Here is a 23,767-nt window from a genome sequence, read left to right as displayed (position 1 = left end):
ACCCCATCCCGTACGCCGTACCGCCGCACACCGAAAGCACCGTTCCTATGCCGCCCAGGGCCCGTAGTACCTTCCGCCTGCCGCGCCGCAGCCTGCCCAGCGTCGTACTCGCGACCTTGCTGCTGACGGTGACAGGCATCCAGCTCGCCCGTCCCGCTGTGCCACTGGCGGCCTCCGGTCCCGAGGCGGCAGCCAGGACGGTGACGACAGACAGGACAGACACGGACCGCGAAGCCGGCAAGGCCGAGCCCGTCCGTGCCGCCGCGGAGTCCGTGGTGCAGATCGTCTCCCACCCGGACGACGACCTGTTCTTCATGAACCCCGACCTCAGCCAGTCCATACGCACCGGCAAGCGCCTGACCTCGGTCTACCTGACGGCGGGCGAGGCGGACGGCGTCAACTCCTTCCGCGGCGGCGCGAACGAGGGCGTACCGCTCCCCGCCCCCGACAAGGAGCGGTACGCCGAGGCCCGGCAGAACGGCATACGTGCCGCGTACGCCGAGATGGCCACCGGCGACCGCACCAGCCCCTGGCAGCGCTCCGCGATCCGTACCGACGGCGGCGGCTGGGCCGAGCTCGACACGCTGAAGGCCCGCCCCGAGGTCAGCCTGGTCTGGCTGCAGCTGCACGAGGCGGGCGCCAGCGCCGCGAACCGGCCGCACAGCCTGCACGGGCTGTGGGACGGCCAGGTGGCCGCCCTGGAGTCGGAGCTGTCGTCCGACACCCCGGTGACGGAGAACTTCTCGTACACCAAGGAGCAGGTCGTCCAGACCATCTCCGGGCTGCTGAAGCGCTTCCAGCCGACGTTCGTACGGATGCTCGACCCGACGAACGGCCGCGAGTCCACGCCGCGCATGCTGCCCGACCACCAGGACCACATGTACGGCGCCAGGTTCGCCCAGCTGGCGCTCACCGAGTACGGCAGGACCGGCGGCCACCCGCACTTCACCATCCAGAACTACCTGGGCTACCTCAACGGCAGCCTGCCGCACGTCCTGGGACCGGAGGCGGTGCGGGAGAAGCTGGACACGCTGAAGACGTACGCCTGGACCGAGTACCCCAACAACTACTGCGACGCGGAGGCCGGCTGCGGCGACCGCAAGGTGGCGGGGCGGCCGACGGGCCCCGGCTGGGTGTACGGCATCCGCCACTCGCGCAACAACAGCACCTCGTGGCTCCAGAGCGGCGCGCGGGAGGGCGAGCTGTGGGCGTTCTCGGTACTGGACACGCGCCTGGCGGTCTGGCACCGCGAGCCGGGCAAGCAGGCCGGATCCGGATCTGGCACCGGAACCGGCACCGGGGCCGCAGCCCAGCCCGCGTCCCGGGCCGCATCCCGGCCCGCGTCCCAGGCCGCAGCCCAGCCCGCATGGACCGGTCCCACGCTGCTCGGCGGAACCGGCCTGGACAGCGGCATCACATCCGAGAAGCTGCCCGACGGCCGAATAGCCCTCTTCGGCACCCGTACATCCTTCGAGGGCCCGGTCGGCTACCGCCGCGATGTCGTCACCGCCGTGCAGCGCACCGTTGGCGGTCCCTTCGGCACCTGGCAGTCACTCGGTATGCCGCAGTCCGCCCACGCGCCCGATTCCCTGGACATCAGCGCCCCGGCCGTGACGGTCGACCGCGAGGGCCTCGCGACGGTCTACCTCCGCGACGGCGGCCACGCCCTCCGCTCCCGTACGCAGCTCCCCGACGGAAGCTGGACGCCGTGGCAGGCGCTGGGCGGTCAGCAGCTGTTCGGCGACCCGACAGCGGCGCTCGACAGCGCGGGCCGCGCCTACGTCTTCGCGCAGACCCTCACCTCGACCGTCGTCTGGACCCAGGACGCGCCCGGCGTCCCGATGCGCGGCCCGGCTCCCACCGCGCTGCCCGCGACTCCGCTGCCGCCGACCGCCCGCCCTGACGGCGACGGCGTACGCCTGTACTTCCGCAAGCCGGGCTCCGGTGCCGTACTCGCCGCCCGGTTCGCCGCCGGGGCAGCGGGGGGCGCGGTGACCGCCGCAGCGCCGACGGCCGAGGTCACCGACCTGGGCGGCCGGGCCGGCTTCGGCCCGGTGAGCGCCACGGAAACGCTGCTGGCCGCCCGCGACGGATCCGGAAGGCTCGGCACGGCGGTGCTGCCCCTGCCCCCGGGCTCGACCGGCGTACCCCGCTGGAACCAGGGCAACTTCCTCTTCGGCGGAGCCCCCGCGTCCACCACCGACCCGACGGGTGACACCGCCGTCGCGGCGGTGGCGCTGGACGGCCGCCTCTACTGGACCGGCCAGGGAACCTCCGCCTGGCAGCCGGTGGGCCCGACGCCGGTCACCACCAACTTGGTGACGGACGTCCGCTGAGTTTCGCTCGCACGCGCGGTCTGTCTTCCTGAGAGGTAATGAGACAGACGGACAGACAGACCGCGAGCGAGAGGCAGCACCATGGAAGACCAGACTCCGGAACCGGAGACCCGGCTGGACGCCCGCTACAGCGAGAAGGACGCGACCCCGACCGCCTGGTCAGACGCGGTGGAGCGGCTGAAAGAGGCGGAGCTGTTCTGGCTGACGGCCCGGACGGCCGCCCGCACGTCACCCCGCTACTGGCCGTCTGGCAGGACGAGGCTCTGTACTTCTGTACGGGCCCGGCGGAACGCAAGGCGAAGAACCTCGCCGCCAACCCGCACGTCGTCCTGACCACGGGCGCGAACACCCTGCGCGAGGGCTTCGACCTGGTGGTCGAGGGCAAGGCGACACGAGAGACGGACGAATCGCGACTGCGTCGCCTGGCCGCGGCGTACGAGACGAAGTACGGCCCGGACTGGCACTTCGACGTACGCGATGGAGCGTTCTACGGCGAGGGCGACCGAGCGGTGGTGTTCCGCGTCGCCCCATCGACGGCCTTCGGCTTCGGCAAGGGCGTCTACAGCCAGACCCGCTGGCTCTTCAGCTGACCAAAAGACCGAGTTCAGACCCAGTTCAGGTGCTCCGCTCGAGCACCCTCTTCAGGTTCTGCTCGTTCCGCGGCATCTCCTTGCTCGCCTGCGGACGGGCCACGAGCGGAACGAGCAGCTTTCCGATCCCGTGCGCTTCGAAGTCCAGGGACAGCGTCAGGCGCGAGCGCTCGCCGTCACCGAGGGGCTCGATCGTGCCGGTCACGTCCCCTCTGACGGGGCCGTCGATACCGTGCATGTGCCAGCTTCTCGGGGCTTCCAGCTCGTCCACCTCCATGGTCATCGGGATCTCCCGGCGACCGACCCGCCGCGTCACTACGAACTGCGACCCCACGCCCAGCGGCGCGTCACCCACCGGCCGTACGGACACCGCGCTCTCCTGCCATTCGGGGAGGTGCGCAGCGTTGGTCACGTAGGCGAAGACGTCTTCAGGGCGGCGCGCTATGTCGACGGCTTCCTTGATCGCTGACATTTTGTCCCCTTCCTACCCCGTCATGGTGCTATCACCCCAATGATCCCACCCGGCTGACAGCCGTACCAGGCCCACCGGGCCTCAGCACCAACGTGAGAAACCCGAAGCAGCCGCGATACCCGTGCAGCCACTGCGACCGGTGCCGGTCCGCCGCCGCGAGGGCCTCCTGGCTGTCGCGCCGAGGTACCAGTCCCGATACCTGGCCCAAAGGGCGACCAGGGAACCCCCGGCAAGCCCTGCCGCCCACTCTCTGCCGGGCGTAGCGTAGACAGCCAGTCCTCTGGCGGGGGTACACATGAACACGACCATCGGCGACCGCATCCGTTCGTTGCGGGAGTTCCGCGACGTCACCCAGGAGCAGCTCGCCCAGCGCGCCGGCGTCTCTGTGGACACCGTCCGCAAGCTGGAGCAGGGCATCCGGCAGTCCGCGCGCATCAACACGCTGCGGTCGCTCGCGCGCGCCCTCGACGTGCAACTTGAGCGCCTGGTAGGACAACCCACCGTGACCCAAGAGCTATCGGACGACGGCGGCCTCCTCGCCCTGCGCGACGCGATCCAGGACATCGGTGTCCTCCCCGGCGTACTCGCAGACGACAACCTGGAGGACCCGCCCGACGAGTCCGCGTGGGTCGACTCGGTGAAGGCCGCCACCGGCATGTACTGGCGGGGCGACTACTCCCGCCTGTCCGGGATGCTGCCCCTGATACTCCGCGACGGCCAGGCCGTAGCGCGGGAGGCCGGTACCGACCGGGTGTGGCAACAACTCGCCCTGGCCTATCAGCTCGCCGCGTCCCTCTGCACCCAGGCGGGGCACCCCGACTGGGCATTCGCCGCCGTGGAGAAGCAGCTCGCCGCCGCCGAGAAGGCATCGGACCCGCTCATGTCAGGCATGGGCGTCTCCACCCTGTCATGGGTCCTGCTGCGGCAAGGCAGGTGGGAGCAGGCACAGGCCGTCGCCGAACGTAAGGCGGACGCGCTGGAGCCCAGCTTCCGCAAGTCGACGCCGGCGCAACTCGCCGTATACGGCAACCTACTGCTGGCCGCTGCCACACCCACCGCCCGACGGGACCAGCGCAACGATGCAGAGGAACTGCTCAACCTCGCCGAGACGGCAGCTGTCCGCTCCGGCCCCGTCCGCGTGTACGGAAGCGCATTCTCCGTCACCGATGTTCAGACGCAGCAGGTGAACATCGCGCTGGCCGGTCGGAACAACCAGCCGGCCGCGGCGCTCGCCCTGGCAGAGCGCGTGGACCTCGACGCGATCACCCGCCCCGTACACGCCGCCGCTCACCGTGTCGATGTCGCCCAGGCCCGCTACCAGGTGGGTGACCTCGACGGCGCCTTGGCGGACCTCCTCGCGGTGGAGGAGCAGCAGCCGGAGTGGATCCGCTTTCAGGCCCTGGCTGCTGCCACAGTTCGGGAGATGCTTGAGGCGGAGCGGCGACGGAACTCGTCCTTGCGTAGCCTCGCCGCGCGCCTCGGCGTAGACCCTTCCCTGTAGGTGCTAGGACAACTTGTCCTAGCTGGGCGACAGTTGACGGGCCGACTGGTGCACTACGTCACTGCGCTGTGATCGCGCATGTTCGTAGCGTGATCTGCATGAGGCGGCACCGGCCCCACTCCGCCAGAGACAGGCCGGTGCCGCTCCCATCGCAGCCCAGGGAGTCAAACGTGAGCACCGTCGCCAGGGACCTACCCCGCATCGAGACCCTGTCCCAGAGCCAGCAGCGCGGCGTGGACTGCGTCTTCTGCGGCACCACCCTCACCCCCCGTACGGCCGTCAACCTCGGCCCCCGGCGGCTACGCCTCCTCGGCCACGTCACCCACTGGTATCCGCGCGCCTGCGGACACCATCCCGTGATGGCTGAGTACCTGGCTTTGATCGTCCACACCCAGGACTGCCCAACCTGTCTCGACGGGTGCGCAACCGGTGATCGGCTGCGGCGGGCAGACCGCGAGGCAAGGCGATGACACGGTGCCCGAAGGGTGACCACGACTTCCCCGAAGAGGACGACCAGAGCGCCTACTGCCCGGCGCACGGCGTGACCCTGCTCTGGCGCGGTGACCCCATTACCGAGGACGACCTCGTGCGCGACGCGCCGTCGCGCTCCCCACGGCGAACCATCGAATCGGAGGCCGCCCCTTCGGCTACGGCGGCAAACCCCTAAGCCCCCGCCTCGGCTGCTACGCCCCTGGACAGGTCGACAGCCGAGGCGGGTCCATGCACCTCCACCACAACCGACGGAGGCACCACCGCCCACGCCTGGCAGAACGCCTTCCACCGCCTCGCACGCTGCTACGAGCGCCGTACCAGCGTCATCAACGCCTTCTTCGACCTCGCGGATACCGTGCGTAGCCTGATCCGCCACGCCTGGACCAACTACCGCTGGGACGACCGCCCCATCCGGCGACCATGAGCCCACCCCTGTCCGCCGGAGTCCTTACAGCGGCGTGCCCTGGAGCCGTCCATCCGGGACTGTCCGACCGCAGAGCCTGAGTGCCAGGTCTTCGGCGGCGCCGTGCAGTGCCGGGCCTGATCCGTACGACCAGTCAAGGTCGGTGGACTGGAAGCTGCGTCCCTGAATGCTGATGCCGAAGTGTGTGTGCCCGCCGCCCTCGGTTAGGTCGTTGAGGACGACACGGATGGTCTCGTCGGGTGAGCGGCGCGGCACCCCGAGCGGCACAGTCACGTCGAGGCCGTGGATTACCACATGATTGAGCGCGCCGTGGTACCCACCGCCCGGCGGTGTCCAGTGGTGCATCACGTCGGCACGCAGGTTGGCGACGAGTTCGCCGGTCGGCAGTTCGGCGTCCCGGCTGGCAACCTGGTTCGACAAGCGGTTGAAGTCGAAGTCGCAGTGGCGCAACTCGGCCATGAACTCCTCTTCGGAGTAGCGGGCCGCCATGGTCAGGTGCGCGATCACTTCGCGAACCCGCCAGCCCTCACACAGAGATGGGGTGTCCCACTGCGCATCAGAGGCGGAGCCGAGCAGGTCGGCGAGGGCCCCGAACTCGGCGGCTACAGCAGGTTGCAGGTTGGCGTCATTCGTCAAGGTCAGCTCCGTGTCGCTCGTACGGTCGACGATCGTCACCAGGTCAGACGAACCACTGGCGCCAAACTCATCGGTCCACGGTGATACAGGGTCCATGGGCATCTTCACTGCGGATCGGGCTACCCTCCCCTGCGACGCTCCCCGAAGACCTTGATCAAGGAGTTTGGACCTGCCCGCCATCTGGATGCCCTGTGCTCGCCTATCCGCGCGGCCTCTTAGCTGTGCGTCCAGACGCGCGGCCCGGATGCGATCCCCGACGGCCCTTCGCTGCGTGAGTACCCATGCGGGCGGGGGATCGGCTGACACCTACCCACGCTCGAATGATCACGGGCGTAAGTCTTTACCTATCAACGACAGTCCCGTCGGCTGTGTAGGTGGTCCGGTGGAGTTCGACGACCCACTCGCCGGCGCCAACTGAAGGCAAGGCTGCTTCCTCGGGTGACGCGATCCGCGCGAACAGCTCCTCGCGCATGCGGTCGATCTCGTACCCAGCGTCATGGAGCACACGGTCGCCTGTCACCAAGCGCATGCTGTTTTGCCTCGCGGGGGGGGCGGTCCGTCGCACGGACTTCAACACCCGCATCTGGAAGCCTGCAGGCCCGAAGCCGCGCCGGACGGCCCAGAGACGGCCCAGGGGGAATGAGACGGCTCCGGGCCGGCGCCATGACGGTGCCGGCCCGGAGCTCGCTCAGGCAGAAAGCGCCCGCCGGCCTGCGGCTACAGCACCGGCAGGTTCTTGCGGAGTTCGAAGGCGGTGACCTCGGAGCGGTACTCCTCCCACTCCTGCTTCTTGTTGCGGAGGAAGAAGTCGAAGACGTGCTCGCCCAGGGTCTCGGCGACCAGTTCGCTGCGCTCCATCAGGGCGATCGCCTCGCCGAGGTTCTGCGGCAGGGGCTCGATGCCCATCGCTCGGCGCTCGGCGTCGGACAGGGCCCAGACGTCGTCGTCGGCGCCCGGCGGGAGCTCGTAGCCCTCCTCGATGCCCTTGAGGCCGGCGGCGAGCAGGACGGCGTAGGTGAGGTAAGGGTTCGCGCCGGAGTCGATCGAGCGGACCTCGACCCGCGCCGAGCCGGTCTTGCCCGGCTTGTACATGGGCACGCGGATCAGCGCGGAGCGGTTGTTGTGGCCCCAGCAGATGTACGACGGAGCCTCGCCGCCGGAGCCGGCCGTGCGGGTGGAGCCGCCCCAGATGCGCTTGTAGGAGTTGACCCACTGGTTCGTGACGGCGGAGATCTCCGCGGCGTGCTTGAGCAAGCCGGCGATAAAGGAGCGGCCGACCTTGGAGAGCTGGTACTCCGAGCCCGACTCGTAGAAGGCGTTGCGGTCGCCCTCGAAGAGGGACAGGTGGGTGTGCATGCCCGAGCCCGGGAATTCGGAGAACGGTTTCGGCATGAAGGTCGCCTGGACGCCCTGTTCCAGCGCCACCTGCTTCATGACCAGGCGGAACGTCATGATGTTGTCGGCCGTGGAGAGTGCGTCGGCGTAGCGGAGGTCGATCTCCTGCTGGCCGGGGGCGCCCTCGTGGTGGCTGAACTCGACCGAGATGCCCATCGACTCCAGCATGGTGATCGCCTGGCGGCGGAAGTCCATGCCGACGTTCTGCGGGGTGTGGTCGAAGTAACCCGAGTTGTCGGCGGGGGTGGGCCGGGTGCCGTCGAGGGGCTTGTTCTTCAGGAGGAAGAACTCGATCTCGGGGTGCGTGTAGAAGGTGAAGCCGAGGTCCGAGGTCTTGGCGAGGATGCGCTTCAGTACGTAACGGGGATCCGCGAAGGACGGCGAGCCGTCCGGCATCAGGATGTCGCAGAACATCCGGGCCGTGCCGGGGGCCTCGGCCCGCCACGGCAGGATCTGGAAGGTGCTCGGGTCCGGCTTGGCGATCATGTCCGACTCGTATACGCGGGCGAAGCCCTCGATCGCGGAGCCGTCGAAGCCGATGCCCTCGTCGAACGCCTGCTCAAGCTCGGCCGGGGCCACCGCGACCGACTTCAGGAAGCCGAGTACGTCGGTGAACCACAGGCGTACGAACCGGATGTCGCGCTCCTCCAGCGTGCGGAGCACGAATTCCTGCTGCTTATCCATGTCGTCTTCCTACCCATCCTTGCTGGTCAAGCCGCCTGCTCCCACGCCTCGTGCGCACGTCGGGGCACTTGAGCATCCCACCACACGGTTTCCAACACGTTGCGGCCCCTCGGACAGACACCCGGCGCCGTACGGATGTACGCCCGATGGACGCCCGCGTGCCGCTTCCTCCATAGTGCCCGGGGTATGCCAGGGGTGGATCCATGCTGGTGCGCCGGAGGGGGGAAATCTGTCACCGCCGGAGCAGACATGCCACACTCGTAGTGTCCGCTCCAAGCGATACAGAAGATGGTGCAAGTGACCGCCGAGACTCATCGGACCACCAAGGCCGACCGCTTCAACGACGACGACTTTCCCGCCTACACCATGGGCCGGGCCGCCGAGATGATCGGCACCACCCCGGCGTTCCTGCGGGCCGTCGGCGACGCGCGGCTCATCACCCCGTTGCGTTCCGAGGGCGGCCACCGCCGTTACTCCCGCTACCAGCTGCGGGTCGCCGCCCGGGCCCGCGAGCTGGTCGACCAGGGCACCCCCATCGACGCGGCCTGCCGGATCGTCATTCTCGAGGACCAGCTGGAAGACGCCCTGCGCATGAACGAGCAACTGCGCGAGCCCGGCCCGGACGAGGAGCAGGAACAAAATATCTAGTGCGGCAGCTGCAGAATTTAAAGCGGCTCGCACGGAGAGTTTATGGCGCCACGGCGGATGTGACGAAAGACCCCTGGCACGTCCGCCGCACCGTGCTACTGTTGATCTCAGTTGCAGTTGTGGTTCCCAAAACTTCAAGTGCTCCCGCGGCTCACTCGCTGCGGGCGCACTTTCGTATTTCCGGTGCTTTATTCCGGACGGGGCAATCATCGCGGCAACGCGACTCGGAGTCCGCACAGGGCGGGCACCGGCACTGCTCCAAAGGAGAATGACATGGCTTCTGGCACCGTGAAGTGGTTCAACGCTGAAAAGGGCTTCGGCTTCATCGAGCAGGAGGGTGGCGGCGCTGACGTCTTCGCCCACTACTCCAACATCGCCACCCAGGGCTTCCGTGAGCTTCAGGAAGGCCAGAAGGTGACCTTCGACGTCACGCAGGGCCAGAAGGGCCCGCAGGCCGAGAACATCGTTCCCGCCTGACGCTGACGCGTTCTACACGGTCGGGGCCCGCACCTGAGGGTGCGGGCCCCGTCTCGTTGCTTTGAATCGTTGCCCCGACTCGGTCGCCCATATCGCGCGGCCGACTCATGAGCGGTCGGCCACGATTCTCGTCGCCCCGCCCCGTCCGCGCTTTCTTGGTGCGGACTGCAGCCACTTCGAAGCGTCCGGCCCACAGGTATTCAAACCTTTCGTCCGGCTTCATTTCGGCTTTTTTAATTACCGGCTCGTTCTTGCGATTCCTTGTGGCAGTCACGCACTCAGTCACTGCTGCCCGGAATTCCTCGATACGTGCCCATCGAGGAAGGTTCAGATGAACCGCGCAGCACGTTCGAACGACCGTGAACGATTTTCCCGTACCCGCGCCGGCGGCAACTTCGCCGGCCGCGCCAGCGACCGCGGCGAGCGCTTCCGCCCCGCGGCGCCCAACCGCTCTTCCGGCTCCTCCGGCCGGCCCACCCAGCGCCGGTCCTCCGGCCCCCAGGGCGAGTTCGCCCTTCCGGTCGGTACTTCGCCGGCGCTTCCCGCGGTCGAGGCCTTCGACGAGCTCGACATGCCCGCGGCACTGCTGGCGGCACTCACCGCCCAGGGCGTGACCACGCCGTTCCCGATCCAGGGCGCCACCCTGCCGAACACGCTGACCGGACGCGATGTCCTGGGCCGCGGACGCACCGGTTCCGGCAAGACGCTCGCCTTCGGGCTCGCGCTGCTGGCCAGGACGGCCGGCAAGCGCGCCGAGCCGCGTCAGCCGCTGGCCCTGGTGCTCGTACCCACCCGTGAGCTCGCCCAGCAGGTCACCGACGCGCTCACCCCTTACGCCCGCGCCGTGCGCCTGCGCATGACCACGGTCGTCGGCGGCATGTCGATCGGCCGCCAGGCCGGCGCCCTGCGCACCGGGGCCGAGGTCGTCGTGGCGACGCCGGGCCGGCTCAAGGACCTCATCGACCGCCGTGACTGCCGCCTGGACCAGGTGAAGATCACGGTGCTCGACGAGGCCGACCAGATGACCGACATGGGCTTCATGCCGCAGGTCACGGAGCTGCTCCAGCAGGTCGCGCCCGAGGGTCAGACGATGCTGTTCTCGGCCACGCTGGACCGCAATGTCGACAAGCTGGTACGCAATTACCTGACCGACCCGGTGGTCCACTCGGTCGACCCGTCGCAGGGCGCTGTCACGACGATGGAGCACCACCTGCTCCACGTCCACCCTGCCGACAAGCAGGCCACGGCCACCGAGATCGCGGCCCGCGACGGCAAGGTGATCATGTTCCTGGACACCAAGCACGCCGTCGACCGGCTGACCCGGGACCTGCTGGCCAGCGGCGTACGGGCAGCCGCGCTGCACGGCGGGAAGTCGCAGCCGCAGCGCACGCGCACGCTCGACCAGTTCAAGAGCGGGCATGTGACCGTGCTGGTGGCGACCAACGTCGCGGCCCGCGGCATCCACGTCGACAACCTTGATCTCGTGGTCAACGTCGACCCGCCCACCGACCACAAGGACTACCTGCACCGTGGCGGCCGTACCGCCCGCGCCGGTGAGTCCGGCAGCGTGGTCACGCTGGTGCAGCCCAACCAGCGCCGCGAGATGTCCCGCCTGATGCAGGCCGCGGGCATCACGCCGCAGACCGCGCAGGTCCGCTCCGGCGACGCCGAGCTGACCCGGATCACCGGTGCGCAGGCGCCTTCCGGTGTCCCCGTCGTCATCTCGTCGCCGGTCAGGGAGCGCCCGGCGCGCAGCGCGTCCTCGCAGCGCGGGCGCCGCAGCGCTCCGGCGCAGGCGCGCCGCCGGTCCTACGGCGGCAGCGGCAGCAGCGCCGGCGGAAGCCGGGGCGGCGCCGCGTAAGCAGCGCAGTAACGCTTGACACCAGGTGCGGGCAGGGAATGGCTTCGGTCAGTCCTTGCCCGCATTGGTGTACCGGGCCCAGACAGGCAGTACGAACCAGCACAGGACGAACCACAGCACCAGGCCGCCGACCAGCCACAGCGCGGTCGTGTCGTGCAGCGCCACGCGCAGGATCAGCAGCAGCGCCGAGGCCATCGTGCCGAGCATCAGCACCAGCCCGACGAGGGTCAGCCTCGACGCCCATATGACCGCCTGCGGCTTGATCCGGCGGCCGGTGACCAGCCGGTGGAAGGACACGGGGCCGACGAGCGCGCCCACAGTCGCCGCGCCGAGCACGACCGTGACGACGTAGATGTCCTTGTCGGTCGAGGACAGCTCGGTGAAACGCGGCTGGAAGACGACCGTCAGCAGGAAGCCGAAGAGGATCTGTACGCCGGTCTGGGCGACCCGCAGCTCCTGGAGCAGCTCCCCCCACAGCCGGTCCGCCCGCTCGTCCTCGGTCTCGTGGCGGCCCCGGCGTAGTTCCGTCGGTTCTTCGTCGTCCCTCATGGCGAGGTCCCTGGTCCGCTCTCCAGGCGCAGCTGGACTTCCTTCTCCTGGTCCCCGGACACCGAACCCTCCTCCTGCACGGTGAATGCCGATTCCAGCTGCTCACGAAGCTGCTCCACCGCGCGGTAGCCGCCCTGGAGCGTGACGGTGACCGGCTCCGTCAGCCGCGTGGCGACGGCCTGTTCCCGTACCTCGAACACGTCGTAGGTCGCGCTCCACACCATCGGACGTCCGTCCATGCCGTTGTGCAGCTCCTCGTCGGCCTTGCGGTCGGCCTCGAAGGCGGTACACAGCGCGCCGAAGACGGCGGTGGCGTCCTCTTTGGAGCTGCCGATGAGTTCCACCAGGACCTCTGTGCCGTGGTGTTCCGTGCTGTTCACAGTGGGGCTTCTTTCTCTCGTCGTCGCCGATCCCTCGCCGATTTCCAGGCTCACCCGGCGGGATCGGGTGCGCGACCGGAGGCGGCGCGAGTACCCGTACGCGCCCGGGTTATGTCTGCTGTCACGTCCTCGGGGTACGCGGAGCACATGACGGTCGTGAAGCAGAGCGTTCTTGTCCTGGACTGCGCGGAACCGGAAGTGCTGGCGGAGTTCTACGCCGGTCTGCTGGACGCGGAGGTCCGGATCGGCACCAACCCGGACTTCGTGGAGGTCGTCGGCCACCACGGCGTGCACCTGGCGATGCGCAGGGACCACGGTTACGCGCCGCCCAGCTGGCCACGCCCCGAGGACTCCCAGCAGGCGCATCTGCGGATCCTGGTGAGGCGCGGCGAGATGGACGAGGCCGAGCGGGAGGCCGTGAGCCTCGGCGCGCGGCCCGTGGACACGAAGAACAACAGCGGACCGCGCGACGAACGCGTGTACTCCGACCCGGCCGGGCATTCCTTCACGCTGGCCCACATGTCCGCTCCACGCTGACGACGCCGACTGACGGGGCGCCGCCGGGCCGGCGGGCCCGGCTCAGAGTTCGCGCAGGGCGGGCAGCAGTGACTTCTCCGCCCACTCGATGAACGGCTGCTGGTGCTCGCCGCCGACCTGGACCAGGGCGATCTCCGTGAAGCCCGCCTCGGCGTACGGCCGTACCGCCTCGACGAACGGCTCGACGTCCGAGCCGCACGGAATGGACTCGGCGACGTCCTCGGGACGTACGAACCGGGTGGCGCCCGCGATTCCGGCAGGCCCCGGCAGCTCTGCGTTGACCTTCCAGCCGCCGCCGAACCAGCGGAACTGCTCGTGCGCCCGCTTGACCGCCGCGTCGCGGTCGGTGTCGAAGCAGACGGGCAGCTGGCCGACCCGGGGCTTCCCCGCGCCGCCGTGGCGGTCGAAGGCGTCCAGCAGTTCGCGCTCGGGCTCGGTGGCGATGACCAGGTCACCGAGGCGGCCGGCGATCTCGCAGGACCGCTCGCCGGAGACGGCGATGCCGATCGGGGGAAGCTGACCGGGCTCGGGCAGGTCCCAGAGGCGGGCGTTCTCGACGTCGTAGTGCGTTCCGTGGTGGCTCACGTCGCCGCCGGCGAACAGCGCGCGGATGATGTCCACGGCTTCCTCCAGCATCGCCAGGCGGACATGCGCGGCGGGCCAGCCCGCCCCGACGACATGCTCGTTGAGGTTCTCGCCGGAGCCGAGACCGAGCCGGAACCGGCCCTCCGCGAGCAGCTGCATGGTCGCGGCCTTCTGGGCGACGACGGCGGGGTGGTAGCGGACCGTCGGGCAGGTCACGTACGTCATCAGGGGAATACGGGAGGTGGCCTGGGCGGCCGCGCCGAGCACACTCCACGCGTACGGGGCGTGCCCCTGTTCGACCAGCCAGGGGAAGTAGTGGTCCGAGGTCACGGAGAAGTCGAAGCCGGCGCGCTCCGCCGCGACCACATGGTCGACCAGCTCACGGGGGCCGGCCTGCTCCGTCATCATCGTGTATCCGATTTGCACCATGAAGGACGGGTTGCCGATCCATCAGGCCTAAAACTCCGCCCCACTGGTTGCAACCCGTATGACATAGGGAGGGCCGCCGCGCATTACGATTTCCGCCCATGGGGGGACTGCGGCAATCCCGCACCGGGCGCAACGGGCGCACCACACGTCCCATGGCGCTGATGAGTGCCGTGGCGACGCTCCTCGCCGCGCTCTTCGTCTGTCTGGGGATGGCTCCCGAGCCCCGGGAACACTACGAGAGCGCCGCCGTCGCCACCGTGGCCGTCGCCGACACTCCCACGCGGCACGGGCCCGTGTACATCTGCCCGTACGACTCCCAGCACTGCGGCGTCTTCCCGCACCTCTCCCCCGCCGTGCTCACCGTGCCGCCGCCGGCCACACCGGTGGCGGCCGAGCCGCAGTACTTCGCACCGCCGGCGGTCGCCGATCCGGCACGCGGCGCTGGGGCGCTGCTCCGGGCGCCGGGGCGCCATGTCCTTCAGGTGATGCGGACGTAGCCGGGCCACCCGCACCCCGTATGTGTCGCATCCCCCAACCCCCCTCTCAGCAGCAGGCGAAGGACTTACACCATGGCTTCCAACAAGACCGCCAACGCGTCCCGCAAGGCCCGAATAGAAGAGATGCGCCGCGCCGAGCAGTCGCGCGAGCGCAGAAACCGGCTCATCGCGATCCTCACCAGCGCGGTCGTCGTGGTCGGCCTGGTCGGATTCGGCTCGTACGTCTTCCTCCAGGAAGCGGACAAGAAGGAAAAGAAGGAGGCCCAGGCCAAGGCGCCGGTGAAGGAGGAGAAGTCCTGGGACGCGAAGAAGCTGGGGAACAAGCACGTCACCAAGGAGGTCTCGTACCCGATGACCCCTCCGGTGGGCGGCGACCACTCGAAGGTCTGGATGAACTGCGAAGGGGACGTCTACAAGAAGGAACTCCCCAAGATGAACGCGGTGCACTCGCTGGAGCACGGCGCGGTGTGGGTGACGTACAACGACAAGGCGTCGGACGCCGATGTCAAGAAGCTCGCCGAGAAGGTCGGTAAGACCCCGTACTCGCTGATGAGCCCGGTCAAGGACCAGTCCGGTGCGCTCATGCTCAGCGCGTGGGGCAAGCAGGTGACCGTGGACAGTGCCACGGATCCGCGGGTCGACCAGTTCTTCACCAAGTACGTGCAGGGGCCGCAGACGCCCGAGCCGGGTGCGGCGTGCATGGGCGGACTGACCCAGTGATGACGCGTACGTACTGGGCCGCCGTCACGGCCGTCGTGCTCGCGCTGCTCTTCGCGGCGGGGGCCGTCACGGTCGCCGCCGGGGACGGTAACGACGGCGGCGATGGCGACGGCGGTTCTTCCGCGGCCCGTACGCCCGGTGAGGACTCAGCGGACACGGGCTTCGCGCGGGACATGTCGGTGCATCACCAGCAGGCGGTGGAGATGTCGTTCATCGTGCGCGACCGCACGAAGGACGAAGAGGTACGCAGGCTGGCGTACGACATCGCCAACACCCAGGCGAACCAGCGGGGCATGATGCTCGGCTGGCTCGACCTGTGGGGTCTGCCGAAGGTCTCGTCGGACGAGCCGATGGCCTGGATGGCCGCGTCCTCCTCCTCCTCCGGCCACGGCGGACACGGGTCGCACGGAGCGCACGAGGTGCGTGACGGGTCCCTCATGCCCGGCATGGCCACCAGGACCGAGCTGGCGAAGCTCCGCGAGGCGGACGGCAAGCAGGCGGAGATCCTCTTTCTCCAGCTGATGACCGCCCACCACAAGGGCGGCGTCACGATGGCCCAGGGTTGCGCCGACCAGTGCGAGGTCACCACTGAGCGGTCCCTGGCGCAGGGCATGGTCGACGCCCAGGAGTCGGAGATGACGCTGATGGCCGACATGCTCAAGGCACGGGGCGCGGCCCCGCGTCCCTGACGGTGACGCGGCTGTCCGCTTCCCTGACCGCCCGGACCACCGTGTCCGGGCGGTCCAGCATCACCAAGTGGCCTGAGGGCTCGGCGACTTCGAAGCGGGCGCCGAGCAGGGTCGCGAGGCCGCGCTGACGTTCAAGCCAGCGCAGCGAACCGCGGCCGCCCCTGCCGTCGTACGCCGCCAGAACCGTGACCGGGACCTCTTCGGGCAGCGGGCAGCGGTCGCGCAGGGCGAGGAGTCCGGCGGCGACCGCGCGGTAGTGGGTGTTCTCCCGGAGCGCCCCGCGCAGGACGCGGGAGGTGCGGTAGCAGCGGCGTACGAGCCCGGGCGGGGCCGGGTCGCCGCCGTTACTGCTGCCCCTGCCCCCCTCCGGGTCCGCACGTCCGCCGGCACGGCCCGCCCGCACCGCCGCGCGGCGCGCGAGCGGTCCGAGCGCCGCCGGGGCCCCGGCTACGGAGAGGGCCGTACCGAGCGCCCGCGTGGCGGCGGTGCGCAGGGCGGGGGCGGCGGGCATGCGCGCGTGCTCCTCGACGCTGGAGTCGACGAGCACGACCGAGGCCGTACGCCCCGGATAGAGGCGGGCGAAGGCCTCCGCGTGGAAGCCGGCGACGGAGTGTCCGACGACGGTGACGGGGTCGTGGTCGTGGTCGTCGGCGGCTGCCAGTTCCAGAGCGTCGAGAATCGCGGCTATGCGGTGCGCCTCACCCTCGGCGGTGGGGGGCGTGGTGGCTGGCGCGGGGCAACTCAGGCCGTGCCCGGGGCGGTCGAACCGTACGACCGTACGAAAGGGCGCGAGCAGCTCCGCCACGGGATCCCAGTCGAACCAGCTCATGCCGAGGCCGGCGCTCAGCACGCACACCGGGCCGCTGCCTTCGACCACCACGTGGTGCGCCTCGCCGCCGATCCTGATGAAGCTGCTTGTCGAGGTCACGGTCACTGTCACTCGTACAGCTTCTCGCGTGCCACTGACAACGCGAGTACGCCGAGCCAGATCGCCGCCAGCAGCACTTGGAGCCGCTGCCCGGCTCCCAGAAACCATGTGCCGTTTCCGGCCTCGAAGGCGGCGATGGAGGACAGGGTCCAGACGGTGGCCACGAGTTCGGCGGCCGCGATGGCCGGTCCGGTACGGGCGAGGAGCGACCGGCGGCGGCTGTGGTGTCCGCGGCGGGCCGCGACCGTGAGCGCCACGATGCCGACGACCGCGGCGGTCGACGCGAGGCTGCTGCTCCACGTGTGCGCCAGGTGGGTGGCCGGGACGAGCCCCGCCGTCTCCCGGACCACGCATGCCGCGTCCACGGTCGGCGCGCAGCTCAGCGGCAGCCGGGAGTCGGCGGCGGTCGCGGCGCCGAAGACGGCGAGTGCGGCCCAGCCGGTGACCTCCCACAGGCCGCGCGGGCGGAACCGGACGACGGCCCAGAGCGCGCCGGCGAGGATCAGCAGGCCCGCGGCCAGGTCGGTGGACCGGAAGAGGCCGCCGAACGGCTGGTCCGCGGCGGCCAGTTCGCTGACGTACGTGCGCAGGGGGTCGAGGCCGGTCCCGAGGACGACTTCGAGCACCCAGGCGGAGTACACGGTGGCGCCGAGCGCGAGGAGGACGGAGACGGGCCGGGTACTGCGGAGAAACGCGATCGGCATAGTGGGATGAACGCTACTTCGGGTCTACGGAACGGCGGCGACCGGGCCGCGCCGGGGCCGCCGCCTCCGATGGCGGTGCCCCGTAACGGCAGGCGTCACGGCGCTGGTGCTCGGCACATCCGGTGCGGTCCTCGGCCTGCGGGCCTTGCGCCCAACAGGGGAATGGCCCCCACCGGCCGAGGCGGCGGAAGATCACCGTCTCCAATCCGCGGCCGCACGTGCGGGACGCCTACGCCATCGGCCCCCCGAAGGGCAGCAAGGCGGTCCGGGTGACGGTCGTCGCCGTCAACGACGGCACAGAGAAGGTCCATTTCTCCCGGTCGTGGTCCGGGGCGCGGTCCGGAGAGCAGTCCAAGGCGCGGTCCGGGGGCGAAGCCGTGGGGCTTCGCCGGGACATCGCGTCAATGTGACGGTTACGCTGACTACGTGCCTCAACTACGCCTCGCTCTGAATCAGATCGACTCGACCGTCGGCGACCTGGCCGGCAACGCCGAAGCGATCGTCCACTGGACCCGGCACGCCGCCGAGCAGGGCGCCCATCTCGTGGCGTTCCCCGAGATGGCGCTGACCGGTTACCCCGTCGAGGACCTCGCGCTGCGGTCGTCCTTCGTCGAGGCCTCGCGCGACGCCGTGCGCGCGCTCGCCGGGCGCCTCGCCGACGAGGGCTTCGGCGAGATCCCCGTCGTCGTCGGCTACCTCGACCGTTGCGAGAAGGCCCAGCCGCGTTACGGCCAGCCCGCCGGCGCCCCGCAGGACGCCGCCGCCGTGCTGCACCGCGGCAAGGTCGCACTGTCCTTCGCCAAGCACCACCTGCCGAACTACGGCGTCTTCGACGAGTTCCGGTACTTCGTGCCGGGCGACTCGATGCCCGTCATCCGCGTGCACGGCGTCGATGTCGCCCTCGCCATCTGCGAGGACCTGTGGCAGGACGGCGGCCGCGTGCCGGCCACCAGGTCCGCCGGTGCGGGACTGCTGGTCTCCATCAACGCCTCGCCGTACGAGGTCCACAAGGACGACAGCCGGCTGGAGCTGGTCCGCAAGCGCGCCCAGGAGGCGGGCTGCACGACGGCGTACGTCGCGATGATCGGCGGCCAGGACGAGCTGGTCTACGACGGTGACTCGATCGTCTGCGACAAGGACGGCGAAGTCATCGCCCGCGCACCCCAGTTCTCGGAGGGCAGCATGCTGCTCGACCTGGACCTGCCGGCGGCTGCGGCGAGCGAGGACGCGCCGACCGGTGTCGTCGACGACGGGCTGCACATCGACCGCGTGATCCTCTCCGAGGAGCCTGTCGCGGCGTACGAGCCGGAGCTGACCGGTGGCTACGCCGAGCGGCTGGAGGACGAGGAGGAGGTGTACTCGGCGCTGGTCGTGGGACTTCGCGCGTACGCCGCCAAGAATGGCTTCAGCAGCGTCCTGGTCGGGCTGTCCGGCGGCATCGATTCGGCGCTCGTGGCCGCGATCGCCTGTGACGCGCTGGGGGCGCGGAACGTGTACGGCGTGTCCATGCCGTCGAAGTACTCCTCGGACCACTCCAAGGGCGACGCGGCGGAGCTGGCGCGGCGTACCGGGCTGAACTACAGGACCGTCGCGATCGAGCCGATGTTCGACGCGTACATGGACTCGCTCGGTCTGACGGGGCTCGCCGAGGAGAACCTCCAGTCGCGGCTGCGCGGCACGACGCTGATGGCGATCTCCAATCAGGAGGGGCACATCGTGCTCGCGCCGGGCAACAAGTCCGAGCTGGCGGTGGGCTATTCGACGCTGTACGGCGACTCGGTCGGGGCGTACGGGCCGATCAAGGACGTCTACAAGACGTGGATCTTCGCCCTGGCGCGGTGGCGCAACAAGGCGGCGCAGGAGCGGGGCCAGACTCCGCCGATCCCGGAGAACTCCATCTCCAAGCCGCCCAGCGCGGAGCTGCGGCCGGGGCAGGTGGACACGGATTCGCTGCCGGACTACGACGTGCTGGACCGGATCCTGGAGATGTACGTCGACAAGGACCAGGGGTTCGAGTCGATCGTGGCCGCCGGGTTCGACCGGGCGCTGGTCGCCAAGACGCTGCGGATGGTGGACACGGCGGAATACAAGCGCCGGCAGTACCCGCCGGGCACGAAGATCTCCGCGAAGGGCTTCGGCAAGGACCGGCGGCTGCCGATCACGAACCGGTGGCGGGAGTCGGGCTGACGCGGGGGCGCGTGGCGCGGGTCCGTGTGCGATGGGCCCATACGACGCGGGTCCGTACGACGCGGGTCCGTACGACGCGGGTCCGGTGACGCGGGTCCGGTGACGCGGGTCCGTGTGCGCTGGGCCCGTACGACGCCGGTCCGTACGGCGCAGGTCCGCGCGACAAGAGGTGGGCCGGGTGCGCGAGGTGGGGCGCCTGCGGCGGGCTTTCCCCTACCCGCCCCTTCCCGAACTGGGGCAGGCCCCAGACCCCGGACCGCACAGACGCCATCCGGACGGGCTTGATTGCGGCGCTTGGCCGGCATGGCTGGGGCTCGCCCGCAGGGCTGAGCTTGCCGCACAGCACCGCCGGGCGTCCCCTCAGGGCCGCGCCTCCGCCGGCCTGGCTGCACGTTCCGTGCGGCGGTTTTCAGCCCGTCCGGCGTTTGAGGACATGCGTCTGGGGCCGAGCCCCAGCGGAACACGCTGCCGTCACGCCACCGTGTCCCGAGCCGGTTCGCGCGTCGCGCCGGAGGCGACCACGCGGGAGCGGGACGGCTCCGGGGTCCGGTCCAGCAGCCCCGCCGTGACCGCGATGCCCAGGCCCGCCGCCGCCAGTACCGCTCCCACCAGCGCCGGGGACATCCAGCCCCAGCCCGCCGTGATCGCCACGCCGGCGAGCCACGCGCCGCCCGCGTTGGCGAGGTTGAACGCCGAGTGGTTGGAGGCCGACGCCAGCGTGGGCGCGTCCTTGGCCTTGTTCATGACCAGCATCTGGAGCGGGGTAGTGGTCATGAAGCCGACCGCGCCCAGCACGACCACTGTGACCAGCGCCGCCCACCGCACATGCGCCGTGTAGTTGAACGCCACCAGGACCACCGCCAGCGCGGCCAGTGAGCCGTAGAGGGTGGGACGAAGCGCGCGGTCGGTCAGCGGGCCCGCTGCCAATGCGCCCAGCGTCATTCCGATGCCGAAGAGGGCCAGGACGACCGTCACCGAGGACTCGCCGAAGCCCATGACCTCGGTCGTCATCGAGGCGAGGTAGGAGTAGACCGCGAAGACTCCGGCGAAGCCGAAGACTGCGGTGAGCAGGCCGAGCAGGACCTGGCGGTTGCCGAGGGTGCGCAGTTCGCGGCCGACGCTCTGCCGCGAGTCGAGCGGGACGTACGGGACCAGGCGGGCCAGCGCCGCCATCGCGACCAGCCCGATCGCCGCCACCACCAGGAAGGTCGCCCGCCAGCCGAGGTGCTGGCCGAGCAGCGTGGCCGCCGGTACGCCGACGATGTTGGCGACCGTAAGGCCCAGGAACATCGTCGCGACGGCCCGCGCCTGCCGCCCGTCCGCGACCAGCCGCGCCGCGACCACCGCGCCGACCCCGAAGAACGCCCCGTGCGGCAGCCCGGCGAGCACCCGCCCCGCCACGAGCCAGCCGAAACCGGGCGCCAGCGCCGAGGCCAGGTTGCCGACCGTGAAGAGGGCCATCAGGAGCAGGAGCATGCGCTTGCGCGGGATGCGCGAGCCGAGCGCGGTGAGCAGCGGGGCGCCGATCACCACGCCGATGGCGTACGCCGAGACCAGGTAGCCCGCGCTCGGTACCGAGGTGCTCAGATCGTCCGCGACATTGGGCAGCAGGCCCATCATCACGAACTCGGTGGTGCCGATGCCGAAGGCGCTGACGGCGAGGGCGAACAGGGCTACGGGCCGGGGCGGCCGGGGCATGGGAGACCTTTTCCGTGGGCGGGGGGAGTACACGAGTACGTGCGAGTGCGCATGAGTACGTTCCCGTACTGAACAAAGTCTCTCAGGTGAAATGTTCCGCGACGTAAACGCGGGGTTGCGAGAGGGCGTGCGCGCGTCAGATCTCGACTCGCGCCGCGATCGGAAGGTGATCGCTGCCCGTCGCCGGCAGTGCCCACGACGACACCGGGTTGATCCCCTTCACCATGATCTGGTCGATCCGCGCCATCGGGAACGACGCCGGCCAGCTGAAGCCGAAGCCGTCGCCCGCCGCGCCCTGCGTGGACCGCATCTGCGAGGTGACGGCGTTCAGCGCACGGTCGTTCATGGTGCCGTTCAGATCGCCGAGGAGGGCCACCTTGCCGAGCGGCTCACGGGCGATCGCCTCGCCCAGCGCGTCCGCGCTGTCGTCGCGCTGCCCGGCCGTGAAACCGGCGTTGACCTTCACCCGTACCGAGGGGAGGTGGGCGACGTACACCGCGACGTCGCCCGCCGGGGTCGCCACCGTCGAGCGCATCGCGCGCGTCCAGCCCATCTTGATGTCCACGGGGCCGGTGTCGGTCATCGGGTACTTGCTCCACAGGCCGACCGTGCCCTGCACCGAGTGGTACTTGTACGTACCGGACAGGGTGCTCTCGTAGGTCGGCACCTCGCTCGCCTTGAGCTCCTGCAGCGCCACCACGTCCGTGCCCGAATCGGCCAGCTTGCGGGCCGTACCCGCGGGGTCGGCATTGTCGGCCTTGACGTTGTGGGTGGCGACCGTGAGGTTGCCGCCGGGGCCCGCCTTGTCGGTGAGCAGGCCGCCGAAAAGATTCAGCCAGACGATTGCAGGCAGCAGCAGCGCGACCAGCGCGGTCGCCGAGCGGCGCAGCAGGGCGGCGATCAGGAGAAGCGGAATACCCACGCCGAGCCACGGGAGGAAGGTCTCGGTGAGGCTGCCGAGGTTGCCGATCGTGTTGGGGATCTCCGCGTGGAAGACCATCAGCAGTGTGAGCAGGACCGCGCAGAGGGCAAGGAGGATGCCGCGGCGCCAGATGCCGCGGTCGTGACGCAGGCTTTCGAGGCGGCGCCGGAGGCGGGATCCGGAACGCTCAGGCCCTGAGCTGCCGTTCCCTGTGTCCGTCATGTACGCCTGCGCCATTCCGCTGCCCTCACTGACTGCCTTGCCGTGCACACCGCCCCGCCGTCTGACCCTAGGGGATGGCCGGTGTCTTTCCCGGCCGTCGAAACACCACGGCCGTACTGCCACGAGGACGAAGGCGCGGCGAGCGGGGTTCCGGTTCGGGCGCGTCGGGCGGCCCCTGTGACGAAACGCGCACAAACAAGCCAGTGTGTGCGGACCGCTATGGGCCCCCACTTCCCGTGAGCACCGCCAGGATGCCACCATGTACGTGGTCCGGGGACGCCGTCAGGGCGCCTCGAGATTTCGAAGGAGCCGTTGGCCATGACGCTTCAGGCTGCCCACCCGACATCCGCCGACAGCAGCAAGGCGCTGTACGGCGGCAAGGGCACTCGCCGCATCACCGTCCACGACATCGCCGCCGCCAAGGAGCGGGGCGAGAAGTGGCCCATGCTCACCGCGTACGACGCGATGACCGCGTCCGTTTTCGACGAGGCCGGGATTCCGGTCATGCTCGTCGGTGACTCCATGGGGAACTGCCATCTCGGTTACGAGACCACCGTGCCCGTCACGATGGACGAGATGACCCTGCTGTCCGCCGCTGTCGTACGGGGCACGAAGCGCGCCCTCATCGTCGGCGACCTGCCCTTCGGCTCGTACCAGGAAGGCCCGGTGCAGGCCCTGCGCAACGCGACCCGGCTGATCAAGGACGCGGGCGTGGGAGCGGTGAAGCTGGAGGGCGGCGAGCGCTCGCACGCCCAGACCGAGCTGCTGGTGAAGGCCGGCATCCCGGTCATGTCGCACCTCGGCCTGACGCCGCAGTCCGTCAACACCATGGGCTACCGGGTTCAGGGGCGCAGCGACGAGGCCGCGCACCAGCTGCTCCGGGACGCGAAGGCGGCGCAGGACGCGGGTGCCTTCGCGGTCGTGCTGGAACTCGTACCGGCCGAGCTGGCCGCCGAGGTGACACGCTCGCTGCACATTCCGACGGTCGGCATCGGCGCGGGTCCGGACACGGACGCGCAGGTGCTTGTGTGGACCGACATGGCGGGGCTGACGGGCGGCAAGGTGCCGCGCTTCACGAAGCAGTACGCGAACCTGCGGCAGACCCTCGGGGACGCGGCGAAGGCGTTCGCCGGTGATGTCGTCGGCGGAACGTTCCCGCAGGAGGAGCACACCTTCCACTAGTCAGTAACAGAGCCACTGCCGC

24 protein-coding genes and 3 pseudogenes are annotated in these 23,767 nt (G+C 69.9%); 16 read left to right on the top strand and 11 right to left on the bottom strand.

The features are described 5' to 3' along the window. The first annotated feature begins 47 nt into the window (after positions 1-47). A complete protein-coding gene (locus J7E89_RS27310; RefSeq protein ID WP_214977096.1) occupies positions 48-2,336 on the top strand; it encodes a PIG-L family deacetylase in 2,289 nt (762 codons plus the stop codon). Between the two features lie 81 nt (positions 2,337-2,417). After that, positions 2,418-2,926: pseudogene (locus J7E89_RS27305) on the top strand (pyridoxamine 5'-phosphate oxidase family protein). A 25-nt stretch (positions 2,927-2,951) separates the two neighbouring features. Here the strand turns inward: J7E89_RS27305 and J7E89_RS27300 are convergent. Then, the gene (locus J7E89_RS27300) at positions 2,952-3,398 is read right to left on the bottom strand and encodes an SRPBCC family protein (RefSeq protein WP_214977095.1); all 447 of its coding nucleotides are present in this window, start codon (positions 3,396-3,398) and stop codon (positions 2,952-2,954) included. A 295-nt stretch (positions 3,399-3,693) separates the two neighbouring features. Between J7E89_RS27300 and J7E89_RS27295 the strand changes: the two genes are divergently transcribed. The 4 genes and pseudogenes from J7E89_RS27295 to J7E89_RS27280 form a co-directional block, all read left to right on the top strand. After that, on the top strand, positions 3,694-4,899 hold the full coding sequence (locus J7E89_RS27295) for a helix-turn-helix transcriptional regulator (RefSeq protein WP_214977094.1): 1,206 nt from the start codon (positions 3,694-3,696) through the stop codon (positions 4,897-4,899). A 170-nt stretch (positions 4,900-5,069) separates the two neighbouring features. Further along, the gene (locus tag J7E89_RS27290) at positions 5,070-5,369 is read left to right on the top strand and encodes a hypothetical protein (protein ID WP_214977093.1); all 300 of its coding nucleotides are present in this window, start codon (positions 5,070-5,072) and stop codon (positions 5,367-5,369) included. Beyond that, entirely contained in the window at positions 5,366-5,566 is a 201-nt protein-coding gene (locus J7E89_RS27285) for a hypothetical protein (RefSeq protein ID WP_214977108.1), read from the top strand. The genes J7E89_RS27290 and J7E89_RS27285 overlap by 4 nt, the downstream gene beginning before the upstream one ends. An 87-nt stretch (positions 5,567-5,653) precedes the next feature. Continuing rightward, positions 5,654-5,815 (top strand): annotated as a pseudogene (locus J7E89_RS27280) (IS5/IS1182 family transposase); the annotation flags it as partial. 24 nt (positions 5,816-5,839) lie between these two features. On the opposite strand, the gene J7E89_RS27275 reads toward J7E89_RS27280, so the two are convergent. From J7E89_RS27275 to J7E89_RS27265, 3 genes and pseudogenes are all read right to left on the bottom strand, one after another. Further along, on the bottom strand, positions 5,840-6,490 hold the full coding sequence (locus J7E89_RS27275) for a maleylpyruvate isomerase family mycothiol-dependent enzyme (protein ID WP_308315619.1): 651 nt from the start codon (positions 6,488-6,490) through the stop codon (positions 5,840-5,842). A gap of 307 nt (positions 6,491-6,797) precedes the next feature. Further along, positions 6,798-6,965 (bottom strand): annotated as a pseudogene (locus tag J7E89_RS27270) (UTRA domain-containing protein); the annotation flags it as partial. 203 nt (positions 6,966-7,168) lie between these two features. Beyond that, complete coding sequence (locus J7E89_RS27265) at positions 7,169-8,530, bottom strand: glutamine synthetase family protein (RefSeq protein WP_069929022.1); 1,362 nt, start codon at positions 8,528-8,530, stop codon at positions 7,169-7,171. Between the two features lie 288 nt (positions 8,531-8,818). Between J7E89_RS27265 and J7E89_RS27260 the strand changes: the two genes are divergently transcribed. From J7E89_RS27260 to J7E89_RS27250, 3 genes are all read left to right on the top strand, one after another. Next, entirely contained in the window at positions 8,819-9,178 is a 360-nt protein-coding gene (locus J7E89_RS27260; RefSeq protein WP_214977092.1) for a MerR family transcriptional regulator, read from the top strand. A gap of 273 nt (positions 9,179-9,451) precedes the next feature. Beyond that, the gene (locus J7E89_RS27255) at positions 9,452-9,655 is read left to right on the top strand and encodes a cold-shock protein (RefSeq protein ID WP_028811307.1); all 204 of its coding nucleotides are present in this window, start codon (positions 9,452-9,454) and stop codon (positions 9,653-9,655) included. A 331-nt stretch (positions 9,656-9,986) separates the two neighbouring features. Further along, complete coding sequence (locus tag J7E89_RS27250) at positions 9,987-11,516, top strand: DEAD/DEAH box helicase (RefSeq protein WP_214977091.1); 1,530 nt, start codon at positions 9,987-9,989, stop codon at positions 11,514-11,516. 48 nt (positions 11,517-11,564) lie between these two features. Here the strand turns inward: J7E89_RS27250 and J7E89_RS27245 are convergent, their stop codons facing one another. Both J7E89_RS27245 and J7E89_RS27240 read right to left on the bottom strand, forming a co-directional pair. Next, on the bottom strand, positions 11,565-12,065 hold the full coding sequence (locus J7E89_RS27245; protein ID WP_214977090.1) for a DUF6328 family protein: 501 nt from the start codon (positions 12,063-12,065) through the stop codon (positions 11,565-11,567). After that, the gene (locus J7E89_RS27240) at positions 12,062-12,445 is read right to left on the bottom strand and encodes a hypothetical protein (RefSeq protein ID WP_214977089.1); all 384 of its coding nucleotides are present in this window, start codon (positions 12,443-12,445) and stop codon (positions 12,062-12,064) included. The genes J7E89_RS27245 and J7E89_RS27240 overlap by 4 nt, the downstream gene beginning before the upstream one ends. A gap of 147 nt (positions 12,446-12,592) precedes the next feature. Here J7E89_RS27240 and J7E89_RS27235 point away from each other — a divergent pair, with 147 nt between their 5' ends. Continuing rightward, on the top strand, positions 12,593-12,982 hold the full coding sequence (locus tag J7E89_RS27235) for a VOC family protein (RefSeq protein ID WP_214977105.1): 390 nt from the start codon (positions 12,593-12,595) through the stop codon (positions 12,980-12,982). A gap of 42 nt (positions 12,983-13,024) precedes the next feature. On the opposite strand, the gene J7E89_RS27230 is transcribed toward J7E89_RS27235, so the two are convergent. Beyond that, positions 13,025-13,996 carry an LLM class F420-dependent oxidoreductase gene (locus tag J7E89_RS27230; protein ID WP_214977088.1) on the bottom strand — a complete coding sequence of 324 codons (972 nt, stop codon included), beginning with the start codon at positions 13,994-13,996 and terminating at the stop codon, positions 13,025-13,027. A 152-nt stretch (positions 13,997-14,148) separates the two neighbouring features. Between J7E89_RS27230 and J7E89_RS27225 the strand changes: the two genes are divergently transcribed. The 3 genes from J7E89_RS27225 (at position 14,149) to J7E89_RS27215 (ending at position 15,902) form a co-directional block, all read left to right on the top strand. Continuing rightward, complete coding sequence (locus tag J7E89_RS27225) at positions 14,149-14,493, top strand: hypothetical protein (RefSeq protein WP_251061143.1); 345 nt, start codon at positions 14,149-14,151, stop codon at positions 14,491-14,493. 72 nt (positions 14,494-14,565) lie between these two features. Next, entirely contained in the window at positions 14,566-15,213 is a 648-nt protein-coding gene (locus tag J7E89_RS27220) for a DUF3105 domain-containing protein (RefSeq protein WP_214977086.1), read from the top strand. Then, positions 15,213-15,902 (top strand): DUF305 domain-containing protein, encoded by a 690-nt coding sequence (locus J7E89_RS27215; protein WP_214977085.1) that lies wholly within the window; start codon positions 15,213-15,215, stop codon positions 15,900-15,902. The genes J7E89_RS27220 and J7E89_RS27215 overlap by 1 nt, the downstream gene beginning before the upstream one ends. On the opposite strand, the gene J7E89_RS27210 is transcribed toward J7E89_RS27215, so the two are convergent. Together J7E89_RS27210 and J7E89_RS27205 are read right to left on the bottom strand one after the other, a co-directional pair. Next, on the bottom strand, positions 15,871-16,842 hold the full coding sequence (locus J7E89_RS27210) for an alpha/beta hydrolase (RefSeq protein ID WP_308315618.1): 972 nt from the start codon (positions 16,840-16,842) through the stop codon (positions 15,871-15,873). The two genes, J7E89_RS27215 and J7E89_RS27210, sit on opposite strands and share 32 nt — an antisense overlap. Continuing rightward, a complete protein-coding gene (locus J7E89_RS27205; protein WP_214977083.1) occupies positions 16,839-17,534 on the bottom strand; it encodes a DUF998 domain-containing protein in 696 nt (231 codons plus the stop codon). Before J7E89_RS27205 ends, J7E89_RS27210 begins: the two co-directional genes overlap by 4 nt. Before the next feature lie 218 nt (positions 17,535-17,752). Here J7E89_RS27205 and J7E89_RS27200 point away from each other — a divergent pair, with 218 nt between their 5' ends. Together J7E89_RS27200 and J7E89_RS27195 are read left to right on the top strand one after the other, a co-directional pair. Beyond that, positions 17,753-17,944, top strand: a complete 192-nt coding sequence (locus J7E89_RS27200) for a hypothetical protein (protein WP_214977082.1) — start codon at positions 17,753-17,755, stop codon at positions 17,942-17,944. Positions 17,945-17,960: 16 nt separating this feature from the next. Continuing rightward, positions 17,961-19,721 carry an NAD+ synthase gene (locus J7E89_RS27195; protein ID WP_214977081.1) on the top strand — a complete coding sequence of 587 codons (1,761 nt, stop codon included), beginning with the start codon at positions 17,961-17,963 and terminating at the stop codon, positions 19,719-19,721. A gap of 471 nt (positions 19,722-20,192) precedes the next feature. Here the strand turns inward: J7E89_RS27195 and J7E89_RS27190 are convergent, their stop codons facing one another. Both J7E89_RS27190 and J7E89_RS27185 read right to left on the bottom strand, forming a co-directional pair. Then, positions 20,193-21,419: an MFS transporter gene (locus J7E89_RS27190; RefSeq protein ID WP_214977080.1), complete on the bottom strand. Its 1,227-nt coding sequence runs from the start codon at positions 21,417-21,419 to the stop codon at positions 20,193-20,195. A 136-nt stretch (positions 21,420-21,555) separates the two neighbouring features. Further along, the gene (locus J7E89_RS27185) at positions 21,556-22,578 is read right to left on the bottom strand and encodes an endonuclease/exonuclease/phosphatase family protein (protein ID WP_214977104.1); all 1,023 of its coding nucleotides are present in this window, start codon (positions 22,576-22,578) and stop codon (positions 21,556-21,558) included. 303 nt (positions 22,579-22,881) lie between these two features. On the opposite strand from J7E89_RS27185, the gene panB reads away from it, so the two are divergent. Then, positions 22,882-23,745, top strand: coding sequence for a 3-methyl-2-oxobutanoate hydroxymethyltransferase (gene panB, locus J7E89_RS27180; RefSeq protein ID WP_214977079.1), 864 nt, complete (start codon positions 22,882-22,884; stop codon positions 23,743-23,745). Positions 23,746-23,767 lie beyond the last annotated feature (22 nt).

Origin of the sequence: Streptomyces sp. ISL-100, assembly GCF_018614615.1 — a bacterium.
Taxonomy (GTDB): domain Bacteria; phylum Actinomycetota; class Actinomycetes; order Streptomycetales; family Streptomycetaceae; genus Streptomyces.
Note: the sequence above shows the minus strand (reverse complement) of the source record. Positions and strands in the feature narration are given on the sequence as shown.